This is a genomic window from Streptomyces tirandamycinicus (genome assembly GCF_003097515.1).
Lineage (GTDB): Bacteria > Actinomycetota > Actinomycetes > Streptomycetales > Streptomycetaceae > Streptomyces > Streptomyces tirandamycinicus.
This window is the reverse complement of sequence record NZ_CP029188.1, coordinates 1,512,501-1,537,741: the sequence shown is the minus strand read 5'-3', so window position 1 is coordinate 1,537,741 and position 25,241 is coordinate 1,512,501. Positions and strand designations below refer to the sequence as shown.

Genomic DNA, 25,241 nt, shown 5'->3' with positions numbered 1-25,241 from the left:
CTTGTCCCCCGAGGCAGCAACGTCCTGCCCCAGCACGTCCGTATTTCACCTACTGAACAGGCCAGCGTCGGTCACTACGGCGGCGGCTCCCGCCAGCGCACCGAGTCTCACTCTCCAGCTCAAGTCACTTCCGCACGTATGTGCTCACTTATGTTCACGGCCTGCTGTCACACCTCACGGAACTCAGGATCGTACTTCCGACGCTTCTCGCTGCCATGACCCAACTTCCCCTGCAGTCATGGCCTTCACGTTGCGAGGGGGAACCTCACGATCTTCAATTGCCGACTACGTCGTTTACCGCACCTGGTCCGCGAGTGTTCCAGCGAGGTCGGCGACCTGCTGCCTGCGGTCAGGGGCGCTGGTCCCCGCCTCACCGAAACCGACCAGGAGGTAGGCGTCGCCGTCGCCGTCGAGCTTCAGCCGCACGGCGGCGACGTTGCCGCTGTCGGTGACGACCACGTCACCGGCCTTGGCGTCGCCGGCCAGCTTCATGTATCGGCTCAGGTCATCCATGGATGCTCCGGCAAGCCTCTGGACCACCGGCGCCAGCGCAGCGATCGCCTGCGGCTTGCGGGTCGCGACGGTGTGCACCTGCACGTCGTCCTTGCCGATGTGGAAGGTACAGCTCACCAAGGCACCAGGGTTCTCGGCCAACGGTTCCCCGGGCTCTGCCCGCTTGCCGCCCTCGGCCGTGGCGACGGGATCGCCGTCGTCCTGTACGGGTCCGGGCCCCGTCGCCTCGTCCAGGCCCGTCGCCTTCGCCGCCTGGGCCACGTCATAGGTCAGCGGGCAGGTGCTCGCCCCGCCGTCGGGCATCCCGTCGGCGGTCTCGGTCAGTCCTCTCAGGCTGAGCGGCGTCGCGCCACCTCCGGTGCCGCTCTGGCAGCCGGTCACCAGGGCCGCTGTCAGTACGGCTGTGATCAGCAGTCGGTGTCGTCCGTGCGTCACGTTCGAGTCCTCAGGAGGTCGGGGCGGAGCAGCCGAACCGTTTGCCGGCGGCCTCAACGAAGGTGTCGAACAGCTCCTGTATGCGGGGGGTGCCGGGTGTGTCGACGGCGTCGTGGTACTTCTGACCGAGCTCCAGGGAGAAGTACGTGGGCGTGCCCGCGCAGTCGGCGACCACGTGATGCGGATCGAATCCGGACACCTGGCGGCCGGTCACGCGCGGCTGTTCCACATACCCGGGCGAGGAGCGGATGCCCGCGACGATTCGGGGCTCCTGGGTCACGGCATAGGTGGCGTATCCGGAGACGTCGCACGCCCACGTGGGGCCTGGAGCGTTCTGGACTATCTCCTCCGCTGCGCCTCGTCCCTGTGGTCCGGGGAAGGCCAGACCCGCGAGATCGCACACCACCCCCTCCTCGGGTCGCTGCGGCTCGGGGGCCGCGGCGAGGGCGCCGGGAGGCACGAGGGCGCCGTTGCCCCTGCAACCGGCCCGGTCAGCTGCGTTGTTGGCCACCTCGGTCAGGAGCCTGGCGAGTGTCGCGGGATCCGAGCCCTCGGGGGCGTATCCCTCGATGATGGCGGGCCCGTCAGCCGCCGTCGTGCTGATTCAACCGCATACGCGCACCTGAGCCGGCTTTGATCCGGTCCCATTCGTCCCACGCCACGTTCTCCGCCCCCGTCGGTGAAGTTTTCTGCGCTGCTAAGTGACCACTGTAGTCAAAAGGGTGAAGCGCCCACCGGCGAGGTTGACTTGAACCGTCCCGCGATCTCCGAAGCCTCCTAGACAACTCGAGTTGGGCGCAGTGGGGCAGGTGTCCCCGCGTTGCAGGCGCTGCAAGCGGTGCGTTGCCACCGAAGCCGCGGCGGCTTCTGAGCTGCCCATGGGGCGTCGCGACCGGTGCGGCCGACGTCCCTTCGCCGGAGCCGGACCGGGTACCAGCGAGGTGGAGGGTCTCGGCGTTGCGAAGCCGTGTGTCATGAGTCGGGCCACGGGGGACCCCACGAGGTGAGCCGTCGAAGGTAGCCACGGGCGCGGGCGTCACGCGCCTCGCGGGCGGCCGACCAGGGTCGCCGGGGCGGGGGCCGGCGGCTCCGGGCGTGCGGGGAGCTCCCAGGAAGGGCAAGACTGGAGGTATGGCTAGCAAGGCACGCCTCGAGGGCGGGCCGGACGACCTGCGGGGCCGGGTCGTGCCGATCACCCCTCCGGGGCAGGAGCTGAAGATTCCGCACCGTGGCGGCTACGAGCACTTCAAGGCCACGACCCGCCACGAGGACTCTCCCGAGGGACGGCTGACCGTCTACGAGTGGTGGGAGCGCACCGAGGTAGCGGAGTAGTCGCAGGTCAGCGCGCTGGAAAGGGCCGGGGTGGAGGGATTTTGCCACCTCGGAAGGGTGGTGCGCCGTGCCGAGGGCGGGCGCTCACGCCGGCGCCGCCCGTGACGCGTGCAGGCGCGCGCTCCGGTCCGGGCGACTGTGCCGCCGTGCCGGGTGCCCGGGTGCCCGGGTGCTCTGGTGCCGGATATCCGCATGTCCGGTGAGCCGCCCGGCGTCGGTACGTCCTCCCATAGCGGCGGCCCCGGTGCGCCCGCGGGCCCGGGAGGGTGGGGTCACCGCGCCGGGACTCCGCCGCCGAGGGCTCGGGTGCCCCTTCCGGGTGGGGCGGCGAGCGGGCGGCGGAGGAAAGCGGTTTGGATCTTGCTCCGGATGGCGTAGGGTGGTGTTCACCGACGCGGGGTGGAGCAGCTCGGTAGCTCGCTGGGCTCATAACCCAGAGGTCGCAGGTTCAAATCCTGTCCCCGCTACTGAAGGCCGAGGGCCCGGAACCACATGGTTTCCGGGCCCTCGGTGCGTCTGCCACCTCTGTGATCCGCCCGGTCCGCCTGGCCCATCCGGGCTTCCGTCCCTCCGCCGGTCTGCTTGGTCTCCGGTGCCGCCGAAGGGCCTCCGCCCGGTCTGTCGGCTCTACCGGTGCCTCCCTCGCCTCCGGCCGGCGTCTGCCGAGTCCGGCCCCATTCGCCTTGACCTTTACGCAACGTCAAGATTTAGCGTGCTGGGCATGGAGTGGTCCATCCAGGAAATCGCCAGGAAGGCCGGCACGACGAGCCGCGCGCTTCGCCACTACGGGGAGCTCGGGCTTCTCCCGCCGAGCCGGATCGGCGGCAACGGCTACCGCTACTACGACCAGGACGCCCTGGTCCGGCTGCAGCGCATCCTGCTGCTGCGGGAGCTGGGCCTCGGCCTGCCCGCCATCGCGCAGGTCCTGGACGGCCAGCGGGACACGGCCACCGCGCTGCGTACCCACCTTCGGCTGCTTGAGCAGGAGCGGGAGCGCATCGGGCGGCAGATCGCCTCGGTGCGGACCACTCTCGACCGGACCGAGAAGGGAGAGGAACTGATGGCGGAAGAGGTCTTCGACGGCTTCGACCACACCCGGTACGAGGAGGAGGTTACCGAGCGCTGGGGCCGTGCGGCGTACGAGAAGGGCGACCGCTGGTGGCGCTCGCTGAGCGAGCGGGAGAAGCGCGACTTCCAGGACCGCCAGGTCGCGATCGCCCGCGACTTCGGGCAGGCTCTGAGGGACGGGCTGGCGCCGGACGGCGAGGAGGCCCAGGCCATCGCTCGGCGGCACTGCGAGTGGCTGTCCGGAACGGTCACCCCCACCAGGTCGTATGTGATCGGTCTGGGTGAGATGTACGTCGCCGATCCGCGCTTCACGGCCACCTACGACCGGCACGGCGAGGGCACGGCGGCCTTCGTCCGGGACGCGCTGAAGGTCTACGCGGAGCGCCATCTCGGCGAGGACCGGTAGCCGCGCCGCCGGACGGCCGCCGTCCGGCGGCGGGTGGAGAGGGCCGAGCGCCCCGCACGGCCTTGTCACCGGGAGGGCCCCCTGGTGATCCGCACGCCGGGAGCGGCGGTGCCCGCGGGGTGCTGGGCCGGTTGGCCGATGGCGATTCGTCGGGCGGCGCGGCTGCGGCCAGCCTGAATGGGGCGCGGTACCGTCCGCGGCCCCGACGGATCCGGCAGGAGAGACTGGTGCGGCACCGAGAACGCGGCAGGGACGGGCGGCAGAACGGTGGCCGCCGCTTTCTCGCCGTACTCCCGTGGCTGATGATCGTGGGCGGGGTCGTCTACGACCTCGGAACGCCCGACACCTTCACCGCGGCGCCGCTCTTCACGGCGGCACCGCTGATCGCCGCCCCCTTCTTCTCGATGCGCTACACGCTCGCCACCGGCGCCGCCGCCTGCGCGGCGGTGGCGGGTATGCACGTCTACAGCGACAGGATCCTGAGGATCCCGGCCATCACGGAACTGCTGACCGTGTTCACGGTCTCCGTACTGGCCCTCTTCATCAACCGGATCGTGCGGCGCAGCGGCGAGCGCCTTGCGTCGGCCCGGGTCGTCGCGGAGGCGGCGCAGCGGGCGGTGCTGCCCACGCCCGACGAGCGGATCGACGGTCTGCAGGTCGCCGCCCGGTACGAGGCGGCCGAGCGGGACGCGCTCATCGGCGGGGACCTGTACGCCGTGCAGGAGACTCCGCACGGGGTGCGGCTGATCGTGGGCGACGTGCGGGGGAAGGGCCTGGACGCGGTCGGCACGGTGGCCCTGGTGCTGGGCGCCTTCCGAGAGGCCGCCGAGCAGGAGGTCTCGCTGGCGGGGGTGGCGCAGCGGCTGGAGCGGGCCCTGGCACGGGAGGGCGCGCGGGATGCCGGGCTCGAGAGCTTCGAGGGCTTCACTACCGCCGTGCTCGCCGAGATCCCACGCGGCGGGGAACGGGTCCGGGTCGTCAACCGGGGGCATCCGGCGCCCCTGCTGCTCGCGGCGGACGGCGCGCTGCTCGTGCTGGATCCGCCCGTGCGGGCGCTGCCGCTGGGAATGGACCTCGGGACCGAGCCGGACCTGGTGTCCGAGACCTCCTATCCGCCCGGTGGCACGCTCCTGCTCTACACCGACGGCCTGTCGGAGGCGCGGGACGCACACGACGTGATGTACGACCCGCGCCGGCGGCTGGGTGGCCGTGCCTTCTCCGGCCCGGAGGAGCTGCTGGACGTGGTGGTCGCCGATGTGCGCCGGCACACGGGCGGTGCGGCGACGGACGACATGGCGCTGCTCGCGGTCACCCGGCGGGTGGAGCAGCAGTCGCCGCGGCGCAGGGCGACGCCGGCTCACCCGTGACGGGACCCGCTGGTGCCTGTGTGGCGCAGGGGGCTTGTGAGTTGTCTGAGCGGCACGATGCCACGGAGCGTGATCAGATCCGTGCCCTGCGCATAACATTTGACGAACAGTCAGGAATGTTGGCTTGAGCGAGAGGCGAGAACTTGCCCGTTTCGAACCGGTTGTTGCGCTTAAGTTCTGGCCAACGTCCTTAACGATCAGTGGGAACAGCTTGGAATCGGGCCTCGATCTCTATTAACGTTCGATAACGCAGCGCGGTCGTCCCAGCCGTCGCAAGAGGCGGCACCGTGCGCATGCGCCGAATCCCGCAAGGGAACCGGGGAACCATCCATTTGGGGTGAATCGGGTGCCTTGTGGTGCCCGAAGGAGACCTTCCTGCTCCGAACCCGTCAGCTAACCCGGTAGGCGAGAAGGAAGGAAAGGAGAACGCCTCCGTGGCGTCCAACAAGCCTGCCCTCCAGGAGCCCCCCACGACCCAGTGGGCACCCAGCGACCAGTGGGCTCCCGCCCCCGCGGCGGAGGAGTGGAACCCGACCGAGGAATCGGTCCGTCCCGTTCGTGGCAGGCACCGCGTCGTCAAGCAGCGCAACGCGCTCGCGCGGAGCTCCACCGTCCTCGGCGTCGGCGTCATCGCCGCGGTCGGCGCGGGCGGCATGGCCACCGCCCAGGACAAGCCCGCGGTCTCCATCTCCCTTCCCGATGTCATCGCGGACAAACTCCCGGACCCCGAATCGCTGCCCGGTGTGGGCTCGTTGATGGCGGACGACCCCGCCGACGAGACCGTCGCCGACGGGCCGCTCACCACGGCCGACGCCGCGGGCCAGGGAGGTGACGCGGGCGAGGCCCTGCGTGCCCGGATCCTCCAGCAGGCCGAGCAGCAGCAGGCCGAGGCGGAGGCCGAGGCCCGGGCGGCCGCCGAGCAGGCCGCGGTCGAGCAGGCCGCCGCCGAGGCGAAGCGGCAGAAGACCGAGGCCGCGAAGGCGGCCGAAGCGGCCGCCGAGGCCGAGCGCAAGGCCGCGGAGGAGGCCGCGCGCAAGGCGGAGGCCGAGCGTCTCGCCAAGCTCGCGGCGAGCTACTCCCTGCCGACCTCGTCGTACACGCTCACCTCCACCTTCGGACAGGCCGGGTCGCTGTGGTCCTCCGGCTACCACACGGGTCTCGACTTCGCCGCGCCGACGGGCACCCCGGTCAAGGCCGTACACGGCGGCACGATCAAGTCGGCCGGCTGGTCCGGCTCGTACGGCTACCACATCGTGCTGGAGCTCGCGGACGGTACCGAGGTCTGGTACAGCCATCTGTCGTCGATGACCGTGAGCGCGGGGCAGAAGGTCTCCACCTCCGAGACCATCGGACGGGTCGGCGCCACGGGCAATGTCACCGGCCCGCACCTGCACCTCGAGGTGCACACCCCCGGTGGCGACGGCATCGACCCCGCCGCATGGCTGCGCGGCAAGGGCCTTTCCGTCTGAAACGGTCGCACCTGCCTGCCTGCCTGCCTGCCTACCTACCTACCCGCCCGGCCTGCCTGCCTGCCTGATCCCTTCCGCCTCATCCGGTCTGCCCGGCCGGTGAGGTCGGTGCGGTCTGCCCGGCCCGGGCGGTCAGTCCCCCTTTGTACGGCCGGTACGGCCCGGCCCGCGCGGCCGGTCCTCCGTCCGTACGGCGCAGGTGCTCCGGTCGCCGACGGCCCGGTACGCGTCCCACCGACGCCCCGGCCGTCGGCCGTGCCGTGCTCCGGAGCCGGGCTCCGCGGCGAGGACGCGCGTTCCCGCCGGGCGGACCCGCCCACCACCGATCGGGAGCGGTCAGCCGCGGTACGGGTTGAAGCCGCTGTAGTCCAGGTGCGGCGGGGGCTGCCAGGCACGGCCCGTCGCCCGGGCGGCGTACGTCAGGGCCGGTCCCGCGAGGTCCCTGCGCTGCCACAGATGGTGCAGCAGCTCCTGCTCGCGGGCGACGAAGTCCGGCCCGGCCGCGCCCCGTCCCGCCCGGTGCCGGAGGAAGGCCAGGGAGGTGGCGAAGGCCTCGTACTCGGAGACCGCGCGGGCGGCCGCCGGACCGTGGGTGCGGCCTGCCAGATCGCGGGCCATCGTGCGGGCCTTCATGGAGGACAGGGCGAGCGGTTCGGCCGGGGCCAGCCAGCCCGCCGCCGCGTAGGCGGGCAGCTCCGCCGCCACGGTGCGCAGCTCGCGCTGCCGGGACCACACCGCCAGCCAGGTCAGCAGACCGAAGGCGGGCACCATGAAGGCCGCGTACACCGCGTAGAACCCCAGCGGGCCGAGGACCCCCGAGCCGTTCCACAGCGCGTGCATGCCCATGGCGAGGAGCAGGCCAAGCAGCGGCAGGGCGACCCTGCGCACCCTCCGGTGCCGTGCCGTGGCCGCCGCCAGGCCGAAGCCGATGCCGGTGAGCACGGTGAACAGCGGATGGGCGAACGGCGACATCACGATCCTGACGAAGAACGTCGCCGCCGTGACGGAGGCGAAGCCCGAGGTGCCGAACTCCTGGTCCTCACCGAAGGCGTTGCCGAGGTAGAGGATGTTCTCCGTGAACGCGAAACCGGTGGCGGTGAAACCGGCGATCACGACCCCGTCGACCAGGCCGGTGAAGTCCTGTCTCCGGAAGAGGAAGAGCAGCAGCACGGCGGCCGCCTTGGCAGTCTCCTCCACCACGGGTGCGATGACGGTCGCGCCGATCGTGTCGGCGTGCGTCGGGTCGGCCGTGGCGGTGGCTATCCACCGGGTCGCGAAGGTGTTGGCGATGATGGCGACGAGGGCGGCCGCACAGGCACCCCAGGCGAAGGCGAAGACGAGGTTGCGCCAGGGGCCCGGTTCGACCCGGTCCAGCCAGCGGAAGGCCGCGGCCAGCAGCGGCACCGGCAGCACGGCGAGACCGAGCCCGACCAGGAAGCCCTCGGTCCCGGTCTGCTCGCGGACCAGCGCGAGGATCATCAGCCCCGAGAGGGCCAGCAGAGTGATGAGTGCCCAGGCGCGTACGGCCCTGCTGCGCCAGAAGTCGCGGCGCGGCTTGTAGCGCCAGCGGGCACGCTCCGGCACGGCGTCGAACAGCGGCCGCTCGTCGCACGCCGGGACGGCGAGGCGGGCGGCCGGATGCGGCTGCGGGGACCAGTCGGACACCACACGACCCTAACGAGAGGCACGGACAACGCGCGACGGCGCTGGTGCCGTCGGGTGCATCACGCCCTCGCCGTCACCCGTCCCGGTGCGTCGGGCGCACGTGCCTCCGGGGTCACCCGCTCCGGTGCCGTGGGGTGCGTCACGCTCTTGCCGTCACCCGTCCCGGGGCGTCGGGTGCACCGCGTCTGCCGGTTCATCGCCCTGGTGCCCTGAGGGCGCACGCGCCTCCGGGTTCACCCGCTCCGGCGCCGGAAGAGGAGGTCGTGCACCACATGGCCCTTGTCGAGGCCCTGGCCCTCGAAGCGGGTCAGCGGTCGGAAGGCCGGCCGGGGCGCGTAGCCGCCGCCGGTCTGGGTGTTCTCGAAGTCCGGATGGCCGGTCAGCACCTCGAGCATCTGCTCGGCGTAGGGCTCCCAGTCGGTCGCGCAGTGCAGGAGCGCGCCCGGCTTCAGCCGGCTCGCCGCCAGGGTGAGGAACTCGGGCTGGATCAGCCGCCGCTTGTGGTGGCGCTTCTTGGGCCAGGGGTCCGGGAAGTACACCCGCACGCCGTCGAGCGCGGCCGGCGGCAGCATCTCGCGGAGCAGGATGATGGCGTCGCCGTTGGCCACCCGTACGTTGTCCAGGCCCGCCCGCTCCGCGAGCGCCAGCAGATTGCCCTGGCCGGGGGTGTGGACGTCCACGGCGAGGATGCCGGTGCCCGGGTCGGCCGCGGCCATCTGCGCGGTCGCCTCGCCCATGCCGAAGCCGATCTCCAGGACGACCGGCAGTCCGCCGAACATCGCGTCCAGGTCCAGTGTGCGCAGCCCGTCGATGTCCAGCCCCCAGACCGGCCAGAGACGCCGCAGTGCGGCGGCCTGCCCGGCCGTCACCCGGCTCCGGCGCGGCTGGAAGCTGCGGATCCGCCGCTCGTGGTGCGCGCCCGCGGGATCGGCGGCGGGGCCGTCGGGAAACCGCGGAGCGCCCCCGGGCCGGGCGGTGGCGGCCCTGCGCGGGGCGTCCCCGTCCGGGACCGCGAGGGTGGCGACGTCGCGAGGGGCGTCCCCGTGCGGGACCGCGGCGATGGCGTTCTCGAACTCAGACACAATGCCCCGATTGTACGGCGGCGGGCGCCGGCCGGGGACGGCACGTGTCACACACCTCCCAGGTGCGCCAGCGCCCGCCGGGCCACCTCCCGGCCGATCGGGAGCGCGGCGGTCGCCGCCGGTGACGGCGCGTTCAGGACGTGGACCGCCCGGGCCGACTCCCTGATCATGAAGTCGTCCACCAGGGTGCCGTCGCGGAGCACCGCCTGCGCCCGGACCCCCGCCGCCGCCGGTCGCAGATCCTCCTCCGCGACGGCCGGCAGCAGCCGCCGCACGGCCGCGGTGAAGGCGCGCTTCGACAGGGAGCGGTGCAGCTCGCCGGCGCCGTAGCGCCAGTGGCGCCGGGCGATCCGCCAGGAACCGGGCCAGGCCAGTGTGGCCGCGAGCTCTCCGGGACGGACCGTGGACCAGCCGTAGCCCTCGCGGGCCAGCGCCGGGACGGCGTTCGGTCCCACGTGGACGCCGCCTTCGACACCGCGGGTGAGGTGGACTCCGAGGAACGGGAACGCCGGGTCGGGCACCGGGTACACCAGGCCGCGCACCAGCTCGGGGCGGGCCAGCTCGTAGTACTCCCCGCGGAAGGGGACGATCCGCATGCCCGGCCGCTCACCGGCGAGCGCCGCCACCCGGTCGCAGTGCAGACCGGCGCAGTTCACCAGGGTGCGGGCGCGGACGACCAGCCCGGAGGACGTGCCGACCGCGACACCCCACGGCCGGGTGTCGACGGACCGCACCTCCTCGCCGTAGCGGATCTCCGCCCCCGAGGCGGCGGAGACCTCCGCCAGCTGCCCGGCGACGGCCCCGAAGTCGCACACCCCGGTGGTGCCGACCCTGATCGCCGCGACGCCGGCGACCTCCGGCTCGTACTCCGCCATCTGGGCGGGGCCCAGTTCGCGGACGGGAATGCCGTTCTCCCTGCCCCGCTGGGCCAGCGCGTGCAGCCGGGGCAGCTCCTCGCGTCCGGTGGCGACGATCAGCTTGCCGGTGACCTCGTGCGGGACGCCGTACTCGGCGCAGAACTTCACCGTCTCCGCCGCGCCGCGCACGGCGAAACGTGCCTTCAGGGACCCCGGGCGGTAGTAGATCCCGCTGTGGATCACTCCGCTGTTCCGCCCGGTCTGGTGGCGGGCCGGGCCCTGCTCCTTCTCCAGCACCACCACGGAGGTGCCGGGCGCGGCACGCGTCAGGGCATACGCCGTCGACAGCCCGATGATCCCGCCGCCGATCACCAGCACGTCGCAGTCGAATGCGGCCGCCGTCACCACACACCTTCCAGCCCGGCAGTACCCTCCCGGGAAACCGTCCCGCCCACGATGATGCACTGGCCCGCGGGCGAGCGCGCCAAACGGGGTGGGACGCGCGTCACGGGACGCGCGGGGCTCACGCCGGGGCCATCAGCAGCGGTCTGGCCCGCTCCCTCAGCTCCGCCACCCTCGGCTCGTCCCCGTACGGCTCCAGCCGGTGCAGCAGGTCCCGTACGTACTCCGTCGTACGCGCGGAGGAGATCCGGCCCGCCACCTCCACCGCCCTGGTGCCGGCGGCGCAGGCCGCGTCCAGGTTGCCGGACTCCAGTTCGGCCACCGCGCTCACCACCAGGCGCAGCCCGTGCGAGCGGACGTACTCCTCCGTGGGCCGGGACAGCGCCTGCTCGGTGAAGCGGCGTACCTGGCGGGGCGCCTTGAGGTCCCGGTAGCACTCGGCGGCGTCCGCCGCGAACCTGTCGTACGAGTAGAACCCCAGCCAGGACGGGTCCGCGTCGCCCTCCCGCGAGCGCTCCAGCCAGCTCTCCGCGGCCTTCAGGGCGGCCCCGGCGGCGGCCGCGTCGCTCGCCTTGGCATGGGCCCGCGCCTCCACCAGCCGGAAGAAGCTCATGGTGCGCGCGGTCGCCAGGCCGCGGTTGCGTTCCACCGCCGCCTGCGCGAGGTCCACGCCCTCGTCGGCGAAGCCCCGGTACGTCGCCTGCAGCGACATGGACGCCAGCACATAGCCGCCCAGCGGGACGTCGGCGGCGGCGCGCGACAGCCGCAGCGCCTGGATGTAGTAGCGCTGGGCCGCCTCCTGCTGGCCGGTGTCGAAGGCCATCCAGCCGGCGAGCCGGGTCAGCTCCGCCGTGGCGCCGAACAGGGCCCTGCCCACCTCGTCCGAGTACGAGGCGAGCAGCAGCGGCGCCGCGTCGACCCGTAAACACTCCGGGACCATCGACGAGCGCCAGTCCCCGCCGCCGTACTTGGAGTCCCAGCGCCGGGCGTCCTCGGCCGCCTCGCGCAGCTTGGCCACATCGCTGTGGCCCACCCGCACCTGCCCGTCGTCCGGGCTCTCCGGCGCCTCGCCGCCCTCCGCGCTCCGCAGGCTCCGCTCGACGGACGAGTCGGCCGGGTTGATCAGCCAGCGGGAGGCGGGCGTGGCGTACGCGCTCACCGAGAAGGAACCGGCCAGCGACTGCCAGATCCCGCCGCCGCCCGCGCGCCGGCCCGCGAGATCCAGCCGGTACAGCTCCGTCGCGGCCTTCACCGCCTCGCCCACGTCGCGTGGGAAGGCCAGCCCGACCTCCGGCGCCGGATCGGCGTCCGCCAGCCCGATCTCGTGCAGCGGCACCGGGCGGCCCAGCTTCTGCCCGATGGCCGCCGCGATGAGATGGGGCGCGGCGCCCTGCGGCACCATGCCCTTCGACACCCATCGCGCCACCGACGTCTTGTCGTAGCGGAGGGTCAGCCCGCGCTGCGCCCCGAGGTCGTTGACCCGCCGGGCGAGCCCGGCGTTGCTGATTCCCGCGAGGGCGAGAACGGTGCCGAGCTTCTCGTTCGGCCCGCGTTGCTCCCTGGACATGCGCCACCCCTCGACACACAGACGGCCGGCGGGCATCCGCGCCCGGCGTTCGCTCCGCCCCTCTCCGCAAGGGGACAACTCCCCGGAAGCCGGACGCAAGAGCAGGTGTCCGAGCCCCCGGGAATATTCACCCCCGAGGAGAACAGCGGTGACACACAGGGTAGTTCGCCGCATCCCGACCGTTAAGAGGCAGTGTTCCGGATGGCGAGATTGTTGCGTGTTCGGGTGCGACTCCCCGTGCGGACCGTGCTCCCGGCGTGTGGCCGTGCGCCCGTCCGTGCGCTCTCCTCCGGCCGTCGCCGGAGGGATTCCATGAGTGCTGCGTGGGTCGGCCCATTGGCCAGGGATCCAATGGGCTGGGGGACACCGCCGCCTCAATCCCCGCGGGCGGCGGACCGGTCCGGGAGGCGGCTGCCGTCTCCCGGACCGAGCGCCTGCGCCCCGTTTCTTGCGATATCTTCCGCTCCTCGTGGCCCTCAAGTTGGCTGAATGCCGCTCCCTCCTCGGTGTTTCGCCAGCCGTGGAGCCCGTGGTTCGACGCGCGGACGCTCCGTCGCCGGACGGCCCCATATGGCCAATGCCAGGGGCGCGTTCACTTTTTGCGCACGCGACCCGGAGCCCCTCCGGTGCGCCCCTGTCATGGCAGCATGTCCTCATCGGGGTGTGCCGAATCAGCTGTGCCGCATCAGGCGTACTGAATCGGGCGTGCCGAATCCGGAGTGCCAAGAGTTGTCCACAGGCTGTGGAGGCGCGATGCGGTGGCTGGTGGGGTGGAGCAGTATCGCCGCAAGTTTCGGTACGGCAGGCTCCGGCGGAACCCGCCCCTCCCCTTCCCCTTCCCCCTCCGGCGACGACAGCCGCACCGTCCACCCCGTCGGCGCCCAACTCCTGTGGGGCGACCCCGATCCGCTCTGGGCCGTCGGCGACTGGCGCCCGGACGAGGTCCGTGTCGTCACCGCCGGCCCGCCCCCCGGCCCCGGCGGAGGCACCCCCGCCGTCCGCCTCGCCGTGCTGGGCTGCTGTGCCGCCAGCGACGAGGAACTGCGTGTCGGCCTCTTCGCCGCGCGCGGGGGCGCCCTGCGCCATCTCACCGCCTGGGCCGGCAGCTACACCGCCGTCGTCCAGGTCGGCCGCCGCATCACCGTCACCGGCGACCTGGCCGGCGCACGCCCCGTCTTCTACACCCCCTGGGCCAACGGCACCGCCTACGCGACCGCCGCACTGCCGCTGGCCGATCTCATCGAGGCCCAACTCGACATCGGGCACCTCGCCGCCCTGCTCGCCTGCCCCGAATCCCCGGAGGCGCTGCGCGACTCCACCCCGTACGCCGGCGTCAAGCGCATCCCTCCCGGTCACGCCCTCATCCTGCGCGAGGGCTCCCGGGAGATCACCGGCTACGAGCCGGTCGCCTCGCTCGCCGTCGCCGCACCCCAACTCGACCCGGACCGGGCGGTGGAGACCGTGCGGGACGCGCTCGTCGACGCCGTGCGCGCACGACTCACCGCACCCCGGCACGCCCCCGGGGCCCTGCCGCCCGATCCGGGACCGGTGCCCGGCATGGGCCCGGCGGAGCGCCGGGCCGCCCGAGGCGCACCCGCACCCGGCATCGGCGCCGACCTCTCCGGGGGCAGCGCCTCCGGCACCCTCGCCCTGCTCGCCGCCGGACTGCCCGGCGTTCCGGGCACCATCCTCGGCCACGGCACCGGTGCCGGCGAACGGCTGCTGGCCGTCACCTTCAACGACCTCGCCACCCCGCAGGGGCGCGAGGCCGAGATGGAACGGGCCGGGGCCATCGCCGAGAACCCGCGGCTGCACCACGTCGTCGTCGCCGCGGGCGCCGAGGCTCTGCCCTACGCCGACCTGGACGGCCCACTCACCGACGAACCGGGACCGTCGCTCGTCGAGGCCGAACGCAATCGGCGGCGCCTTGTGTCCGGCAGCGCGGACCACTTCACCGGGCACGGCGCCCGGCAGGTGCTGGACGCCCACCCGGCCCGCCTGGCGGACCTGCTGATGGACCGCCGGAGACGGCCGCTCCTGCGCCCCGTCTCCGCCCTCGCCCGCGCCTCCGCCCCCACGGCCGGCTCACTGCTGGTGCCGCTCACCGTCTACCGGGCGGCGCGGCGGCTGGCCCGTACCCCCTACCGGACGGGCCTCGAGACGGCCGCCACCCGGCTCCCCGAGGCCAACCGCCGGGTGCCCTCGGTCAACGGGCCGCTCGGCGCCTCCCTCGCGGCCCTCTCCTGGTCCCGGCCCGGGCCCGCGGCGCGCTGGCTGACCGGCGAGGCGCTCGCCGAAGTATCGGTTCGCCTCCAGGAGGCGGCGACCCGGCCGACCTCCGTGCAGCGCCCGGGTGAGGCCCGCGCCCGCGCGGCGCTCGCCCGCTACGCCGCGGACCACCGCGTCATGGAGCAGGCCTCGGAGGTGCGCAGCCAGCGGCTGCACTCGCCCTTCCTGGACAACCAGGTCGTACGGGCCGCCCGCGACCTGCCCGAGGCCCTGCGGGTCCAGCCCGGCGCGCGCACCGCCGTCCTGCGCACGGTCCTCGCGGGCGCGGGCGTCCACGACCTGCCGCCGGGGTGGGGGGCGCCGTCCCAGGCGGCTTCGACCACGGCGACGCGGGCGGGGATGCGGATGTCGCTGCCGCACCTGCTGGACCTGTTCGACACCCCGCTGCTCGCCGACGCGGGAATCGTGGAGGCCCGGGTTGTCCGCAAGGCCCTCCGGGCGGCGTCCGAGGGCGAGCCGGTTCCACTGGACGGGCTCGCGGACCTGGTCTCCACGGAGCTCTGGCTACGGCGGCTGCTGGCACGGCGCGGCACGTGCTGGACGGGCACGGAGGCACCCCGCCGCCGCGCGGTCGCCTCGGGCGTTCCACGCCGCCCGACGCTCCGGGCCTAGGCCATGTTTTAGGTAGCGCGGGCGGCCAGCCACTTGGTGAGGTCGCCCGCGATCTGGTTGATGCTGGTCTCGATGGTGACGTCGGGCTCGCGCTGACGGGTGTCGCGCCGGACGATCTCGTAGCTGCCCTCGTCCAACACCGCGACGGAGGCGAACCAAGCCGGATCGTCCTCGTCGGGCTGGACGACGACGAAGGTGTTGTCCGCGCCGTTCAAGTCGCTGATCAGCATGAACAGGGCGTCCTCGGACGGGTCGTCGACGTGGTCGCCGTTCTCGCTGTCCGCGCAGTAGTAGTCGGCGGCCACGAACCCTCCCCATGTGCTGGTCGAATCGGTGGTCAGCATCGCACGACCCGCGTGGCGGCGAGTGGATCACAGCCACTGATGAATCGAAGCGACGTGGACGGCCGCCTCGAACCGAACCGCGAGCTTGTCATAGCGGGTGGCGACCGCCCGGTGCTGCTTGAGGCGGCTGATCCCGCACTCGACCGCGTGCCGGGCCTTGTAGTCCTGAGAGTCGAAGGCGGGCGGCCGACCACCGGCAGCACCTCGGCGCTTGCGGTTGCGGACCTGGTCGGCCGGCTCCGGAATCGTGCACCTGATCCCGCGTCTGCGCAGGTAGGCACGATTCGCGCGGGAGGAGTACGCCTTGTCGCCCCGCACTCGCAGCGGGCGGCTCCGTGGCCGGCCCTGACCGGCCCTGGGCACCCGGATCGCGTTCAGGACCGGCTCGAACTGCGGGCTGTCACCCCGCTGCCCGGCGGTCACCAGCAGCGACAGCGGCTTCTGGCCCTGCTCGCACGCCAGATGGATCTTCGTGGTGAACCCGCCTCGCGACCTGCCCAGCCCGTGGTCGTCCGGCTCGGTGGTGAGCCCGCCAGGCGGCTCCTTCTGCCTGTTGCCGTCACGGCGGGCACCGGCCGCGTGCTGGTGGGCCCGGCAGATTGTGGAGTCGATGTTGACCTCCCAAGTGATCAGCCCGGCCGCGTCGGCTCTTGCCTGCAGCAGCGTCAGCAGCCGGACCCACACGCCCTGCCGCTGCCAGCGCCGGAACAGTCCGTAGACGGTCTGCCAGGGTCCGTACTCGGTTGGCAGGTCACGCCACGGAACCCCGGTCCGCACCCGCCACCGCACACCGTCCACCAGCCGCCGCCGACCCGGCGACCTGCGACTCACACCCGCCGCAGGCAACAAGGACTCCAGTACCGACCACTGCTCGTCAGAAAGATCCCCACGCCCCACACCGTGATCATCACGGGGCGAGGCGCGAACCGGAACCCGACCTAAAACACGCCCTAGCGGACATGCTGCCCGCACTCGCGGTGCGCCCGCCGTTACCCGCCGACGGTGGCGCCCGGGACGGCTGGGCGACAGCTGGGCGACAGCTGGGCGACGGCGGACGGCTTGGGGACAGCTCGCGGACGGCGGACGGCGGACAGCTGGGCGACGGCGGACGGCACGCGACTCCGCCCGGCCCGCAGGCCCCGGAGCGACCCCCGGCACGCGGAGCGAACGCGGGCCGGACGCGGGCCGGACGCATGGCGATCACGTGGCGAGCACATCCGGCTTACGGGCGAGCCCTCAGACGCAAGTGATCCGCGACCGCGCCCAGTCGGCGACCGCCGTCGCCGCGAGGGGCCGCGCGTCGTGGGGGGCGACGACCAGACGGAGCGTCTTGCGTCCGGTGAGGCCGACGGACACCCCTACCGCCTGGTCGCCGCCCCGCAGCACCGGTGACCGCCACCGCCGCACCCCGTCGGCGTAGACGGAGAAGCGCACCGCTCCCAGTCCGAGCGTCATGTCGTCGACCCCGACGAGCGCGTCGTACGAAAGGCACTCACGGTTCAGATCGATCGTCACGGACGAGTGGGCGTGCACGGACACACCGTGCTCGTAGCGAGTGCCGCCGATCGACATACCGTCCCGCTTCCAGATCCAGCTCTGCGCGCCGAGCCGCACCTCGGGTTTCGTATGGTCGCCGGCGACCGCGTACCGGAGCTGGTCGAGCCGGTGGACGGTCGTGGGCGGAGGAGGCGCCGGCGGGGGCGCCGCCGTCTCCGCGGGCGGACCGGGTGGCCCCGGCGGCCCGGGCGGCACGGGTGCCGGTGCCGCCCCCGGCCCGTCCGGCCCGGGGGCCGGTGCCCGGGACGGCGTGGGGCTCGCTGCCGGCGAGGGCGGAGCGGGTTCCGGCGCGCGGGGTGCCGAGGCGGGCGGCGCGCCGGGCGCGGCGGAGTCCGGCGGGTCGGGTAACGGTGTCGCCCCCGGCGCGGACGGGCCCGCCGGGACGGGCTTCGCCGCCGGTGGCCGCGCATGTGGCCGCGGTTCCGGACCACCCGCAAGCGCCCACACCAGGCCCGCGCCCACCGCGGCCGCCACCGCTGCGGCGATCCCGGCCTTCACAGGTGCCGCGAGCCCCTCCGCTGCCGCCGCGCCGCCCGCGCCACCCGGCGAACCGGAGGCCGAGCCGGCCCCGGCGGCGCCTGCCGTCGCGCCCGCTCCCGCTCCCGCTCCCGCCGCACCGGCAGCCACGACGCCGGCGGCCTTGAACGAGTACCCCGCGGCGAACCACCCGATGAAGGCGACCGGCAGCAGCGCCGGGATCCCGGAGTTGACCTGATCCAGCTCGCCGGCGGCGAGCCGGCAGCCGGCACACGCCTCCAGGTGCTTGCGCAGCCCGCGCTCGGCCCGCATCCGAAGTGCGCCCCGGGCGTAGGCGCCGAGGCGGTCGGCGTACCGGGCGCAGTCCCCGCCCGAGGTGAGCGCGGAGCTCACATGGGCTTGCAGATAGGCCTGCTTGAGCCCCTCCCGGGCGCGGCCGGCGAGGACCGCCGTGGCGTTGGCGGTGAGACCGAACAGCGGTGCCACCGCGCTCGGCGGTTCCTCCTCGACGGTGGTGTGCCACAGCACCGCCTGCCAGCGCTCGGGCAGCGATCGGAAGGCCCTCAGCGCCATCGACCGCTCGGCCGCGTGCATGGCGCGCACGTCCGCACCGAGCTCCAGCGTGTCCTCCGCCGGCGCTTCGGTGGCGCGGGCCGCCTGGTCGGCGAAGACGGCGAAGTCCTCGACCAGGTGCTCCCGGCGGGCGGATCTCGCCCAGGCGGCGGCCACGCGGCGTACGGCCGTGAGCAGATACGCCCGCACCGCCTGCTCCGGTCCGGCGCCTCCGCGTACCGCCTGCAGTGTCCTGGTGAACACCTCGGCCGTCAGGTCGTCCGCCGTGTGGGCGTCACGGCAGCAGGTGCGGGCGTAGCGGCGCACGGCGTCCGAGTGCCGCCGGAACAGCTCTTCGTACGCGCTGTCGTCGCCTTCGCGCATCCGCATGACCAGGTCGGCGTCCGACGGTGCCGGAGGCGAGGGCGAGGCGTCGGCGGAGGGTCCCGACGAGGCTTCACCGCGCTGCGACGGAACCCGCCCGCCGCGCTCGCCGCCGAGCCCGTCGGACTCCTCGCCGGTCCTTCCGGCGCGCGGCTCGTTGTGACCGTCACCGCTCATCGCGGAAGCCCCCGTACCCACCCAGTGACCCGAACACCGGCCAGAGTGCCATAGAGACGGGGCCGTCAAGCCTCCCCCGCACAGCAACCACCCGTCCGGGAGACCGTTCGAATCCAGGCACGAGACCGGACCGCTGCGAGAAGGCCGCTACGACGGACGCCGCGGGCCGTTACCCGAAGGCCGTTACCCGAAGACCGCTGCGAGAAAGCCGCTGAGAGAAGGCCGCCGCGTGAGAGCTGCCGTTACGACAAGGCGTTCCGGAGGTCTCGCCGGAGTGGGGCCGCGACGCGGCCCTACGCACAGGCCGCGATGGCCGCGAAGGCTGTGAAGGCCGCCCGAGAAGGCCCCGCGCGCCCGTGGCCGCGTACCGGAGCGGACGGTCCGAGGCCCCGTCACACGGGCCGCGAGCGCAGGCCCTCCAGCAGGATGTCCAGCAGCCGTGCCGAGGCGGCCGCCTGCTGCGCCGCGTCCGGAAGGGACGGTGCGGCGGTGGCTATCACCAGCAGCACGTCCGCCACGGTGACATCGGCGCGCAGTTCACCGGCCCCCCGCGCCCGGTCGACCAGCTGCCCCACGACGTCGAGCAGCTCACCCGCTCCGGCGTCGTCCCGCTCCGCCGCGGGCACCGGACGCGGTGCGACGACCCGCAGTTCGGGCTGGGCCGCGATGCCCAGCCGCTGCTGCGGTACCCGCGTCTCCTCCCGGGCCGCGTCCTCGGCGGCCGTCGGCTCGTCGGCCACACCGACCCGCAGCACATGCGGCGGCAGCAGCCGGCCCGCACCCGAGGCGACCGAGGTGCGAAGGAAGCGGGAAAGCGCCGACCAGGGCTCCTCCTCCTGGCCGAGGGCAGTACGCGCCTGCTCTGTCAGCCGGGACGTCTCCTCCTCGGCTATCCGCCTCACCAGCACGTCCTTGCTCGGGAAGCGGCGGTAGACCGTGCCCACACCCACCCGTGCCCGACGTGCCACGTCTTCCATCGGAGCGCCGTAGCCGAGCTCGCCGAACACCTCGCGCGCGGCCCTGAGCACGTGCTCCAGATTGCGCTGCGCGTCCACGCGCAGCGGCGCCGGACGGCTGGTCGCAGCCGCCCCCGCCCGCCCGTCCCCACCGGTCTCCGTGGCGACGGCGCCGGACCAATGCGAATCCTGAATGTGCATGAATGTTCCCCCGGAAATGATGTCGTCTCCCCCCGGAGACCTCCCCGCCGTGACACCGGGGTGAATCAGGCGAGTCACCGGCCAGAACACCCCGACGAGGTACGAACATAGTTGAGTCGAGGTCAATTCAGAAGGGGCAGTTCCGTCCGGTGCGCCCCCCGATCGGAGCAAGGGCCGGAACCTTCCTGATTCCACCCCCGTCCCGCACCCTCTTCCACCCCGCTGACCTGCGAACCTTCCCTTGAAGGGCACACCAGCCCCGCCGAGGTGTGGCCGGAACCTCCGGTCACACAATTCGCCGGGGCTGTGGACAAACTCCGAGGAGCGTTGCGTCATGGGGTGGTGAAGGCTGCACACTCCCGGGCCACGAACCCCGGCACGACTCCCGGCACCCCCTCGCGCACGCGCATTCTCGTGGCCGGCGGGGGCTATGTGGGGATGTACACCGCGATCCGTCTCCAGCAGCAGCTCCGGCGCGAGCTGGAGCAAGGCGAGGTCGAGATCGTGGTCGTGTCGCCCGCGCCCTACATGACCTACCAGCCCTTCCTCCCCGAGGCGGCCGCGGGCTCCATCTCGCCCCGCCACGTGGTCGTACCGCTCCGCCGGGTCCTGAACAGATGCAAGATCGTCATCGGTGAGGTCCGGTCGGTGGACCACGCCAAGCGCACCGCGTCCTTCACCACCCTCGCCTCCGAGGAGGAGGGCGCCGGGGCGGTCCCGATCCGGTACGACGAGCTGGTACTCGCCCCCGGGTCCATCTCGCGCACGCTGCCCGTTCCCGGACTCGCCGAGTACGCCATCGGCTTCAAGACCGTCGAAGAGGCCATCGGCCTGCGCAACCACGTCATCGAGCAGATGGACATCGCCTCCTCCACCCGTGAGCCCGCCCTGCGCGACGCGGCGCTCACCTTCGTCGTCGTGGGAGGCGGCTACGCGGGCGTCGAAGCGCTCGCCGAGCTCGAGGACATGGCCCGCTACGCCACGCGCTACTACCACAACATCAAGCCCGCGGACCTGAAATGGGTCCTCGTCGAGGCGAGCGACCGGATCCTCCCCGAGGTCGGCGAGGCGATGGGCACGTACGCGATCCGGGAGCTGCGCGCCCGCAACATCGACGTGCGGCTCGGCACCCGCCTGGACTCCTGCGAGAACCGTGTCGCGGTGCTCAGCGACGGCTCCCGGCTGCCCACCCGCACGGTCGTGTGGACCGCCGGTGTGAAACCGGCCCCCGTCCTGGCGGCCACGGATCTGCCGCTCAACGAGCGCGGCCGGCTCAAGTGCACCGCCGAACTCACCGTCGAGGGGGCCGAGCACGCGTGGTCCGCCGGCGACGCCGCGGCCGTGCCCGACGTCACCGCCCAGGTGCCCGGCACGGAGTGCGCGCCGAACGCGCAGCACGCGGTCCGCCAGACGAAGGTGCTCGCCGAGAACATCGTCGCCTCGCTGCGCGGGCAGCCCCTGAAGACCTACGCCCACAAGTACGTCGGCTCCGTGGCGTCGCTGGGACTGCACAAGGGCGTGGCGCATGTGTACGGCCGCAAGCTGAAGGGCTATCCGGCCTGGCTGATGCATCGCGCGTACCATCTCAGCCGCATGCCCACGTTCAACCGGAAGGCCCGCATCCTCGCCGAGTGGACCCTGTCGGGTCTCTTCAAACGTGAGATCGTCTCCCTCGGGTCGCTGGAGCACCCGCGGGCCGAGTTCGAACTCGCCGCGGGCGGCGTCCCGTCCAGGCCGCTCGCGCGCCGCCACGAGGATCCGCCCATGAGCGCACGGGAGAGCAGGCGGCGCCAGGCGCCACGGACCGGTCCCGGTCCGTCCGCGGCCTCCGCGGCCGCATCCGGCGATGCGCTGGGAGGGACGCAGGGAGGGACACAGGGAGGGACACCGGGCGACACACCGGGGGAGGACCGGCGGAGAAGGGACCCGGACGCTCCCGGACCCGGAAGCGGGGCGGGCTGACCCCCGGCTGTCAGCGCGGTGGGCCACACTGGACGTGTGACGATAGGTGGACGTGCGGACAGCGCAGAGTGACGTGCCCGGGCGCCGGCCGCCCGCCCCACGCCGATCGGCGACGAGACCAGCAGACTTGGCCGCTCCGGTGCGGATCGGCCCCGGAAGCGGAACCGGAACCGCACCGGGTCCGGTCCGACACACGAGCGCAACCGCGCACGACAACAGCAACGACACCACGAGGCCTGAACATCCGTGAACTTCACGCGCTGGAGCGCCCGGCTCCCCGGTACGCAGCGCCGCGCCGCAGCGCGGACGGACCGCCGTTCCGTCCCCGCGGCCCGCGGTGAGTACGACCGGCGGCCGGACCTGCGGCCCGACGCCACCGACGTCGTCACCGAACCGCGCGGTGCGCAGGACCCGTCCGCGGAATCCTCCGTTCCCGAGCTCGAGCACTTCCCCGTCCGCGGGCTGCTCGACGGGCTGCCGGCGCTGGTCGTCCTCGTCCACGGCCCCGAGCACCAGGTCTCGTACGTCAACGAGGCGTACGAGGCGGCGTTCGGCCCCCGTGCCACCGGTGCCGCGGCTGCCGCGGTCTGCCCCGAACTCGCCGAGCTGGGACTGCTCCCGCTGCTCGACCAGGTGCTGCGCAGCGGCAAGCCCCGCACGGTGAAGTCCCGCCGGATCCGGGGCGGCGGTTCGTACACCGTCACCTGCCTGCCCGCCGAAGCGCCCGATCCGCACCGGGACGGCGAGTCCGTCAAGGGCGTCCTCGTCTTCGCCGCCGACGTCACGGCCCACGCCGAGGCCGCCGAACGGCTGCGGGCCAGTGAGAGCCGGCACCGCGAGGCCGCCGTCACGCTGCAGCGGTCACTGCTCCCGCAGGAGCTCGAACAGCCCGACGACCTGCGGATCGCCGCCGACTACCGCCCGGGCGGCACGGACGCCGCGGTCGGCGGCGACTGGTACGACGTGATCACGCTCGGCGCCGGCCGCACCGCGCTCGTCATCGGCGACGTCATGGGCCGCGGGGTGCGTGCGGCGGCCGTCATGGGCCAGTTGCGCACCGCCGTCCGCGCGTACGCCCGGCTCGACCTGCCCCCGCACGAAGTGCTCCAGCTCCTCGACGGACTGGCGTCCGAGATCGACCCCAGCCAGATCGCCACCTGCGTGTACGCGGTGCACGACCCGAACGAGGGCCGGCTCGTGTACGCGTCCGCGGGGCATCTGCCGGTCCTCGTGCGCGACGCCGACGGCACGGTCCACCGCGCCGAGGAGCCGACCGGCCCGCCGCTCGGCACCGGCGGCTGGCTCCACTCCTCCGGCACGATCCCGCTGCAGCCGGGCTCCACCGCCGTCCTCTACACCGACGGGCTGGTGGAGCGGCGAGGCGAGGACATCGACGAAGGGGTCGCCGCGCTGGAGCGTGCGCTGGCCGGAGCGACCGGTTCGCCCCAGATCGTGTGCGACCGGCTGATCCGCTCCCTGGGAGTCACGGCGGACCACGACGACGACGTCGCCGTTCTCGTCCTGCAGCATCCGGCCCGGTCGGCCGGGGACGCGGAACTCTTCCACAACGCCGCGCTGGAACTGCTCGGTGGAGTGGAGGCCGCACCCCGCGCGAGGGCGTTCGCTTCGGGAGTGCTGGCCTCGTGGCGGTTCCCGGTGGAACTGCGCGATCTCGGTGTGCTCGCCGCGAGTGAACTGGTGGCGAACTCGCTCCAGCACGGCACGCCCCCGATGCGTCTGCGCCTGCGGCGCACAGACCGCCGGTTGATCATCGAGGTCACGGACGGTGACGAGAACCTTCCGCGGCGCCGCCGCGCGGAGACGGAGGACGAGGCGGGCCGCGGTATCTCCATCGTCGCGACGATCGCCTCGTCCTGGGGGTGCCGCCGCACCCCCGACGGGGGCAAAGCGGTGTGGTGCGAGTTCGCCCTCCCCGACGGCCCTTAGGGCCCGGCGGGGGCCGGCGCCCGGCATCCGCCGCCAGGATGCCGCCGGACTTCGCCCGGCGCCCGGACTTCGCCCGGCGCCCGGACGTCGCCGGACGCCGACCGGTCAGACTCCGGCCCGGGCCTTGCCCTGTTCGGGCCGGTGCCGGACGACGATCCGCGACGTGGCCGCGAGCGAGGGCCGGTCCTGGACGGCCGTGAGGTTCCGCCCCAGCCTCAGGGCCAGCACGCTGATGCCCAGGGAGAAGAGGACGAACGTCACGATGTACGGACCGTGCAGCGTGGCCCCCATCGGACCGCCCACCGCCGGGCCGACCGCCAGCGCCAGCTGCTTGACCAGTGCGAACGCCGAGTTGTACTGCCCGACCATCGACTCGGGCGCGAGATCGGCGACGAGCGGCGCCACGGTCGGCGACAGCATCGCCTCCCCGAGCCCGAACAGGGCGTACGTCGCGATGAACGCGGCCGCCGCCATCGCCTGGCCGCCGTGCCCGAGCCCGGCGTAACCGGCGACGAGCCAGGCCACGGCCCAGATCAGCCCGACCCCGGCGATCACGCGCGAACGGCGGCGGCGCTCGACGAAGCGCAGCACCAGGAACTGCGCGAGCACGATCACCGCGGTGTTGGCGGCCAGCGCGTAGCCGAGCGTCGCCGGCTCGATCCCCGCGGCCTCGGTGCCGTAGGCCGCCAGGCCCGACTCGAACTGGCCGTAGCAGGCGAAGAACAGCACGAATCCGAGCACGCACAGCTGCACCATGGCGCGGTGGCCGAGCAGCGCCCGCAGTCCGCCCCTGGCCTTGGCCTCGGTGTTCTCCGGCATCGCGTCGGGGATCGACGGCGCCTGGGGCATCCGTACGGTCGCGGCGACCACGGCGAGGACGACGAACATCGCGGCCTCGATCGAGAACAGCAGCGTGAAGCTGCCGGGACGGCTCTCGTCGACGATCTGCCCGCCGATCAGGCCACCGACGCCCAGGCCCAGGTTCTGCAGGAAGAACTGCATGGCGAACGCCCTGGTCCGGGTGGACGGGGTGGAGCACCAGACGATCATCGTGGCCAGTGCCGGCTGCATCACGGCCGTCCCCGCGCCCAGCAGCGCGGCGGACAGCACGGCGGCGGGCACGCTGCCGGACAGTCCCATGGCGAGCGCTCCGCCGGAGGCCAGCAGCGCGGCCACGACGAGTACGGGCAGCGGCCCGCGCCGGTCGATGACCCGCCCGGTGAAGGGGAGCACGACGAGCGCGGCCAGGGCGAAGACGGCGAGCACGGCCCCGGCCGTACTCGCTCCCAGGTCCCGCACCTGCGCCACATACACATAGAGGTACGGAACCGTGAACCCGAGCCCGAACGCGCTCAGCGCGTTTCCCGCCTGGATCCGGCGCATCGTCGCGCCCATCGCCTTGGTCACACTCACCTGCCTTGGTCGGCCAGCCCGGAGGACTGAAGCTTGAAGACTTAGAACCTAAACTTCGAGGCTTAACAATACACATCGAAGGACTTAGAACCAAACCAGCGGCATGGAATAGTGAGGCGCATGTCCGACACCCCCGAGCAGAGGCCCGGCCGCCCGTCGCGGACCGGGCAGGCGCCCGCGACCGCACCGTCAGGCACCGCCGGTGAA

Annotated in this window: 18 protein-coding genes, 1 tRNA gene and 1 riboswitch; of the genes, 8 read left to right on the top strand and 11 right to left on the bottom strand. The window is 73.1% G+C overall.

All coding sequences use genetic code 11. The features are described 5' to 3' along the window. Nucleotides 1-294: 294 nt before the first annotated feature. Nucleotides 295-948, bottom strand: coding sequence for a hypothetical protein (locus DDW44_RS06815; protein ID WP_108905864.1), 654 nt, complete (start codon nucleotides 946-948; stop codon nucleotides 295-297). Between the two features lie 10 nt (nucleotides 949-958). Beyond that, complete coding sequence (locus tag DDW44_RS31600) at nucleotides 959-1,459, bottom strand: hypothetical protein (RefSeq protein WP_146206996.1); 501 nt, start codon at nucleotides 1,457-1,459, stop codon at nucleotides 959-961. 620 nt (nucleotides 1,460-2,079) lie between these two features. Here DDW44_RS31600 and DDW44_RS06805 point away from each other — a divergent pair. The 5 genes from DDW44_RS06805 to DDW44_RS06785 all read left to right on the top strand — a co-directional run bounded on the left by DDW44_RS06805 (nucleotide 2,080) and on the right by DDW44_RS06785 (nucleotide 6,590). Continuing rightward, complete coding sequence (locus tag DDW44_RS06805) at nucleotides 2,080-2,280, top strand: DUF5988 family protein (protein WP_017950123.1); 201 nt, start codon at nucleotides 2,080-2,082, stop codon at nucleotides 2,278-2,280. Between the two features lie 393 nt (nucleotides 2,281-2,673). Then, nucleotides 2,674-2,747 (top strand) — tRNA-Met (locus DDW44_RS06800). 254 nt (nucleotides 2,748-3,001) lie between these two features. After that, on the top strand, nucleotides 3,002-3,754 hold the full coding sequence (locus DDW44_RS06795) for a MerR family transcriptional regulator (protein ID WP_017950124.1): 753 nt from the start codon (nucleotides 3,002-3,004) through the stop codon (nucleotides 3,752-3,754). A gap of 227 nt (nucleotides 3,755-3,981) precedes the next feature. Next, nucleotides 3,982-5,121 carry a PP2C family protein-serine/threonine phosphatase gene (locus DDW44_RS06790; RefSeq protein WP_108905861.1) on the top strand — a complete coding sequence of 380 codons (1,140 nt, stop codon included), beginning with the start codon at nucleotides 3,982-3,984 and terminating at the stop codon, nucleotides 5,119-5,121. Between the two features lie 286 nt (nucleotides 5,122-5,407). Further along, nucleotides 5,408-5,544: riboswitch (cyclic di-AMP (ydaO/yuaA leader) on the top strand. Nucleotides 5,545-5,555: 11 nt separating this feature from the next. Then, entirely contained in the window at nucleotides 5,556-6,590 is a 1,035-nt protein-coding gene (locus DDW44_RS06785) for a M23 family metallopeptidase (protein ID WP_108905860.1), read from the top strand. A gap of 336 nt (nucleotides 6,591-6,926) precedes the next feature. Here DDW44_RS06785 and DDW44_RS06780 read toward each other — a convergent pair whose 3' ends face one another. The 4 genes from DDW44_RS06780 to DDW44_RS06765 form a co-directional block, all read right to left on the bottom strand. Next, the gene (locus tag DDW44_RS06780; protein ID WP_017950127.1) at nucleotides 6,927-8,255 is read right to left on the bottom strand and encodes a PrsW family intramembrane metalloprotease; all 1,329 of its coding nucleotides are present in this window, start codon (nucleotides 8,253-8,255) and stop codon (nucleotides 6,927-6,929) included. A gap of 233 nt (nucleotides 8,256-8,488) precedes the next feature. After that, nucleotides 8,489-9,337 (bottom strand): tRNA (guanosine(46)-N7)-methyltransferase TrmB, encoded by an 849-nt coding sequence (gene trmB / locus DDW44_RS06775; protein ID WP_108905859.1) that lies wholly within the window; start codon nucleotides 9,335-9,337, stop codon nucleotides 8,489-8,491. Nucleotides 9,338-9,384: 47 nt separating this feature from the next. Beyond that, a complete protein-coding gene (gene lhgO, locus DDW44_RS06770; protein WP_017950129.1) occupies nucleotides 9,385-10,602 on the bottom strand; it encodes an L-2-hydroxyglutarate oxidase in 1,218 nt (405 codons plus the stop codon). A gap of 115 nt (nucleotides 10,603-10,717) precedes the next feature. Further along, nucleotides 10,718-12,163 carry an NsdA family TPR-like regulatory protein gene (locus DDW44_RS06765; protein ID WP_026165616.1) on the bottom strand — a complete coding sequence of 482 codons (1,446 nt, stop codon included), beginning with the start codon at nucleotides 12,161-12,163 and terminating at the stop codon, nucleotides 10,718-10,720. 753 nt (nucleotides 12,164-12,916) lie between these two features. On the opposite strand from DDW44_RS06765, the gene DDW44_RS06760 reads away from it, so the two are divergent. Further along, the gene (locus DDW44_RS06760; protein WP_108905858.1) at nucleotides 12,917-15,064 is read left to right on the top strand and encodes an asparagine synthase-related protein; all 2,148 of its coding nucleotides are present in this window, start codon (nucleotides 12,917-12,919) and stop codon (nucleotides 15,062-15,064) included. A gap of 8 nt (nucleotides 15,065-15,072) precedes the next feature. Here DDW44_RS06760 and DDW44_RS06755 read toward each other — a convergent pair whose 3' ends face one another. From DDW44_RS06755 to DDW44_RS06740, 4 genes are all read right to left on the bottom strand, one after another. Then, nucleotides 15,073-15,408, bottom strand: coding sequence for a hypothetical protein (locus DDW44_RS06755; RefSeq protein ID WP_108905857.1), 336 nt, complete (start codon nucleotides 15,406-15,408; stop codon nucleotides 15,073-15,075). Nucleotides 15,409-15,435: 27 nt separating this feature from the next. Continuing rightward, nucleotides 15,436-16,305: an IS5 family transposase gene (locus DDW44_RS06750; RefSeq protein WP_108905856.1), complete on the bottom strand. Its 870-nt coding sequence runs from the start codon at nucleotides 16,303-16,305 to the stop codon at nucleotides 15,436-15,438. 339 nt (nucleotides 16,306-16,644) lie between these two features. Continuing rightward, nucleotides 16,645-18,555, bottom strand: coding sequence for a sigma-70 family RNA polymerase sigma factor (locus DDW44_RS06745; protein ID WP_108905855.1), 1,911 nt, complete (start codon nucleotides 18,553-18,555; stop codon nucleotides 16,645-16,647). Between the two features lie 392 nt (nucleotides 18,556-18,947). Further along, nucleotides 18,948-19,712 carry a TetR/AcrR family transcriptional regulator gene (locus DDW44_RS06740; RefSeq protein WP_018892960.1) on the bottom strand — a complete coding sequence of 255 codons (765 nt, stop codon included), beginning with the start codon at nucleotides 19,710-19,712 and terminating at the stop codon, nucleotides 18,948-18,950. 339 nt (nucleotides 19,713-20,051) lie between these two features. Here DDW44_RS06740 and DDW44_RS06735 point away from each other — a divergent pair, with 339 nt between their 5' ends. Beyond that, on the top strand, nucleotides 20,052-21,674 hold the full coding sequence (locus tag DDW44_RS06735; protein WP_108905854.1) for an NAD(P)/FAD-dependent oxidoreductase: 1,623 nt from the start codon (nucleotides 20,052-20,054) through the stop codon (nucleotides 21,672-21,674). Nucleotides 21,675-21,920: 246 nt separating this feature from the next. Beyond that, nucleotides 21,921-23,621 carry an ATP-binding SpoIIE family protein phosphatase gene (locus DDW44_RS06730; RefSeq protein WP_108905853.1) on the top strand — a complete coding sequence of 567 codons (1,701 nt, stop codon included), beginning with the start codon at nucleotides 21,921-21,923 and terminating at the stop codon, nucleotides 23,619-23,621. Between the two features lie 105 nt (nucleotides 23,622-23,726). Here the strand turns inward: DDW44_RS06730 and DDW44_RS06725 are convergent, their stop codons facing one another. Continuing rightward, nucleotides 23,727-25,016, bottom strand: a complete 1,290-nt coding sequence (locus DDW44_RS06725; RefSeq protein WP_199782189.1) for an MFS transporter — start codon at nucleotides 25,014-25,016, stop codon at nucleotides 23,727-23,729. Between the last annotated feature and the right edge of the window lie 225 nt (nucleotides 25,017-25,241).

Bases quoted from the DNA above. Each gene is read 5' to 3' on its own strand.
- DDW44_RS06805 (WP_017950123.1), top strand. From the start codon at position 2,080: ATGGCTAGCAAGGCACGCCTCGAGGGCGGGCCGGACGACCTGCGGGGC.
- DDW44_RS06795 (WP_017950124.1), top strand. From the start codon at position 3,002: ATGGAGTGGTCCATCCAGGAAATCGCCAGGAAGGCCGGCACGACGAGC.
- DDW44_RS06765 (WP_026165616.1), bottom strand. From the start codon at position 12,163: ATGTCCAGGGAGCAACGCGGGCCGAACGAGAAGCTCGGCACCGTTCTC.
- DDW44_RS06760 (WP_108905858.1), top strand. From the start codon at position 12,917: ATGCGGTGGCTGGTGGGGTGGAGCAGTATCGCCGCAAGTTTCGGTACG.
- DDW44_RS06755 (WP_108905857.1), bottom strand. From the start codon at position 15,408: ATGCTGACCACCGATTCGACCAGCACATGGGGAGGGTTCGTGGCCGCC.
- DDW44_RS06745 (WP_108905855.1), bottom strand. From the start codon at position 18,555: ATGAGCGGTGACGGTCACAACGAGCCGCGCGCCGGAAGGACCGGCGAG.
- DDW44_RS06740 (WP_018892960.1), bottom strand. From the start codon at position 19,712: ATGCACATTCAGGATTCGCATTGGTCCGGCGCCGTCGCCACGGAGACC.
- DDW44_RS06725 (WP_199782189.1), bottom strand. From the start codon at position 25,016: ATGGGCGCGACGATGCGCCGGATCCAGGCGGGAAACGCGCTGAGCGCG.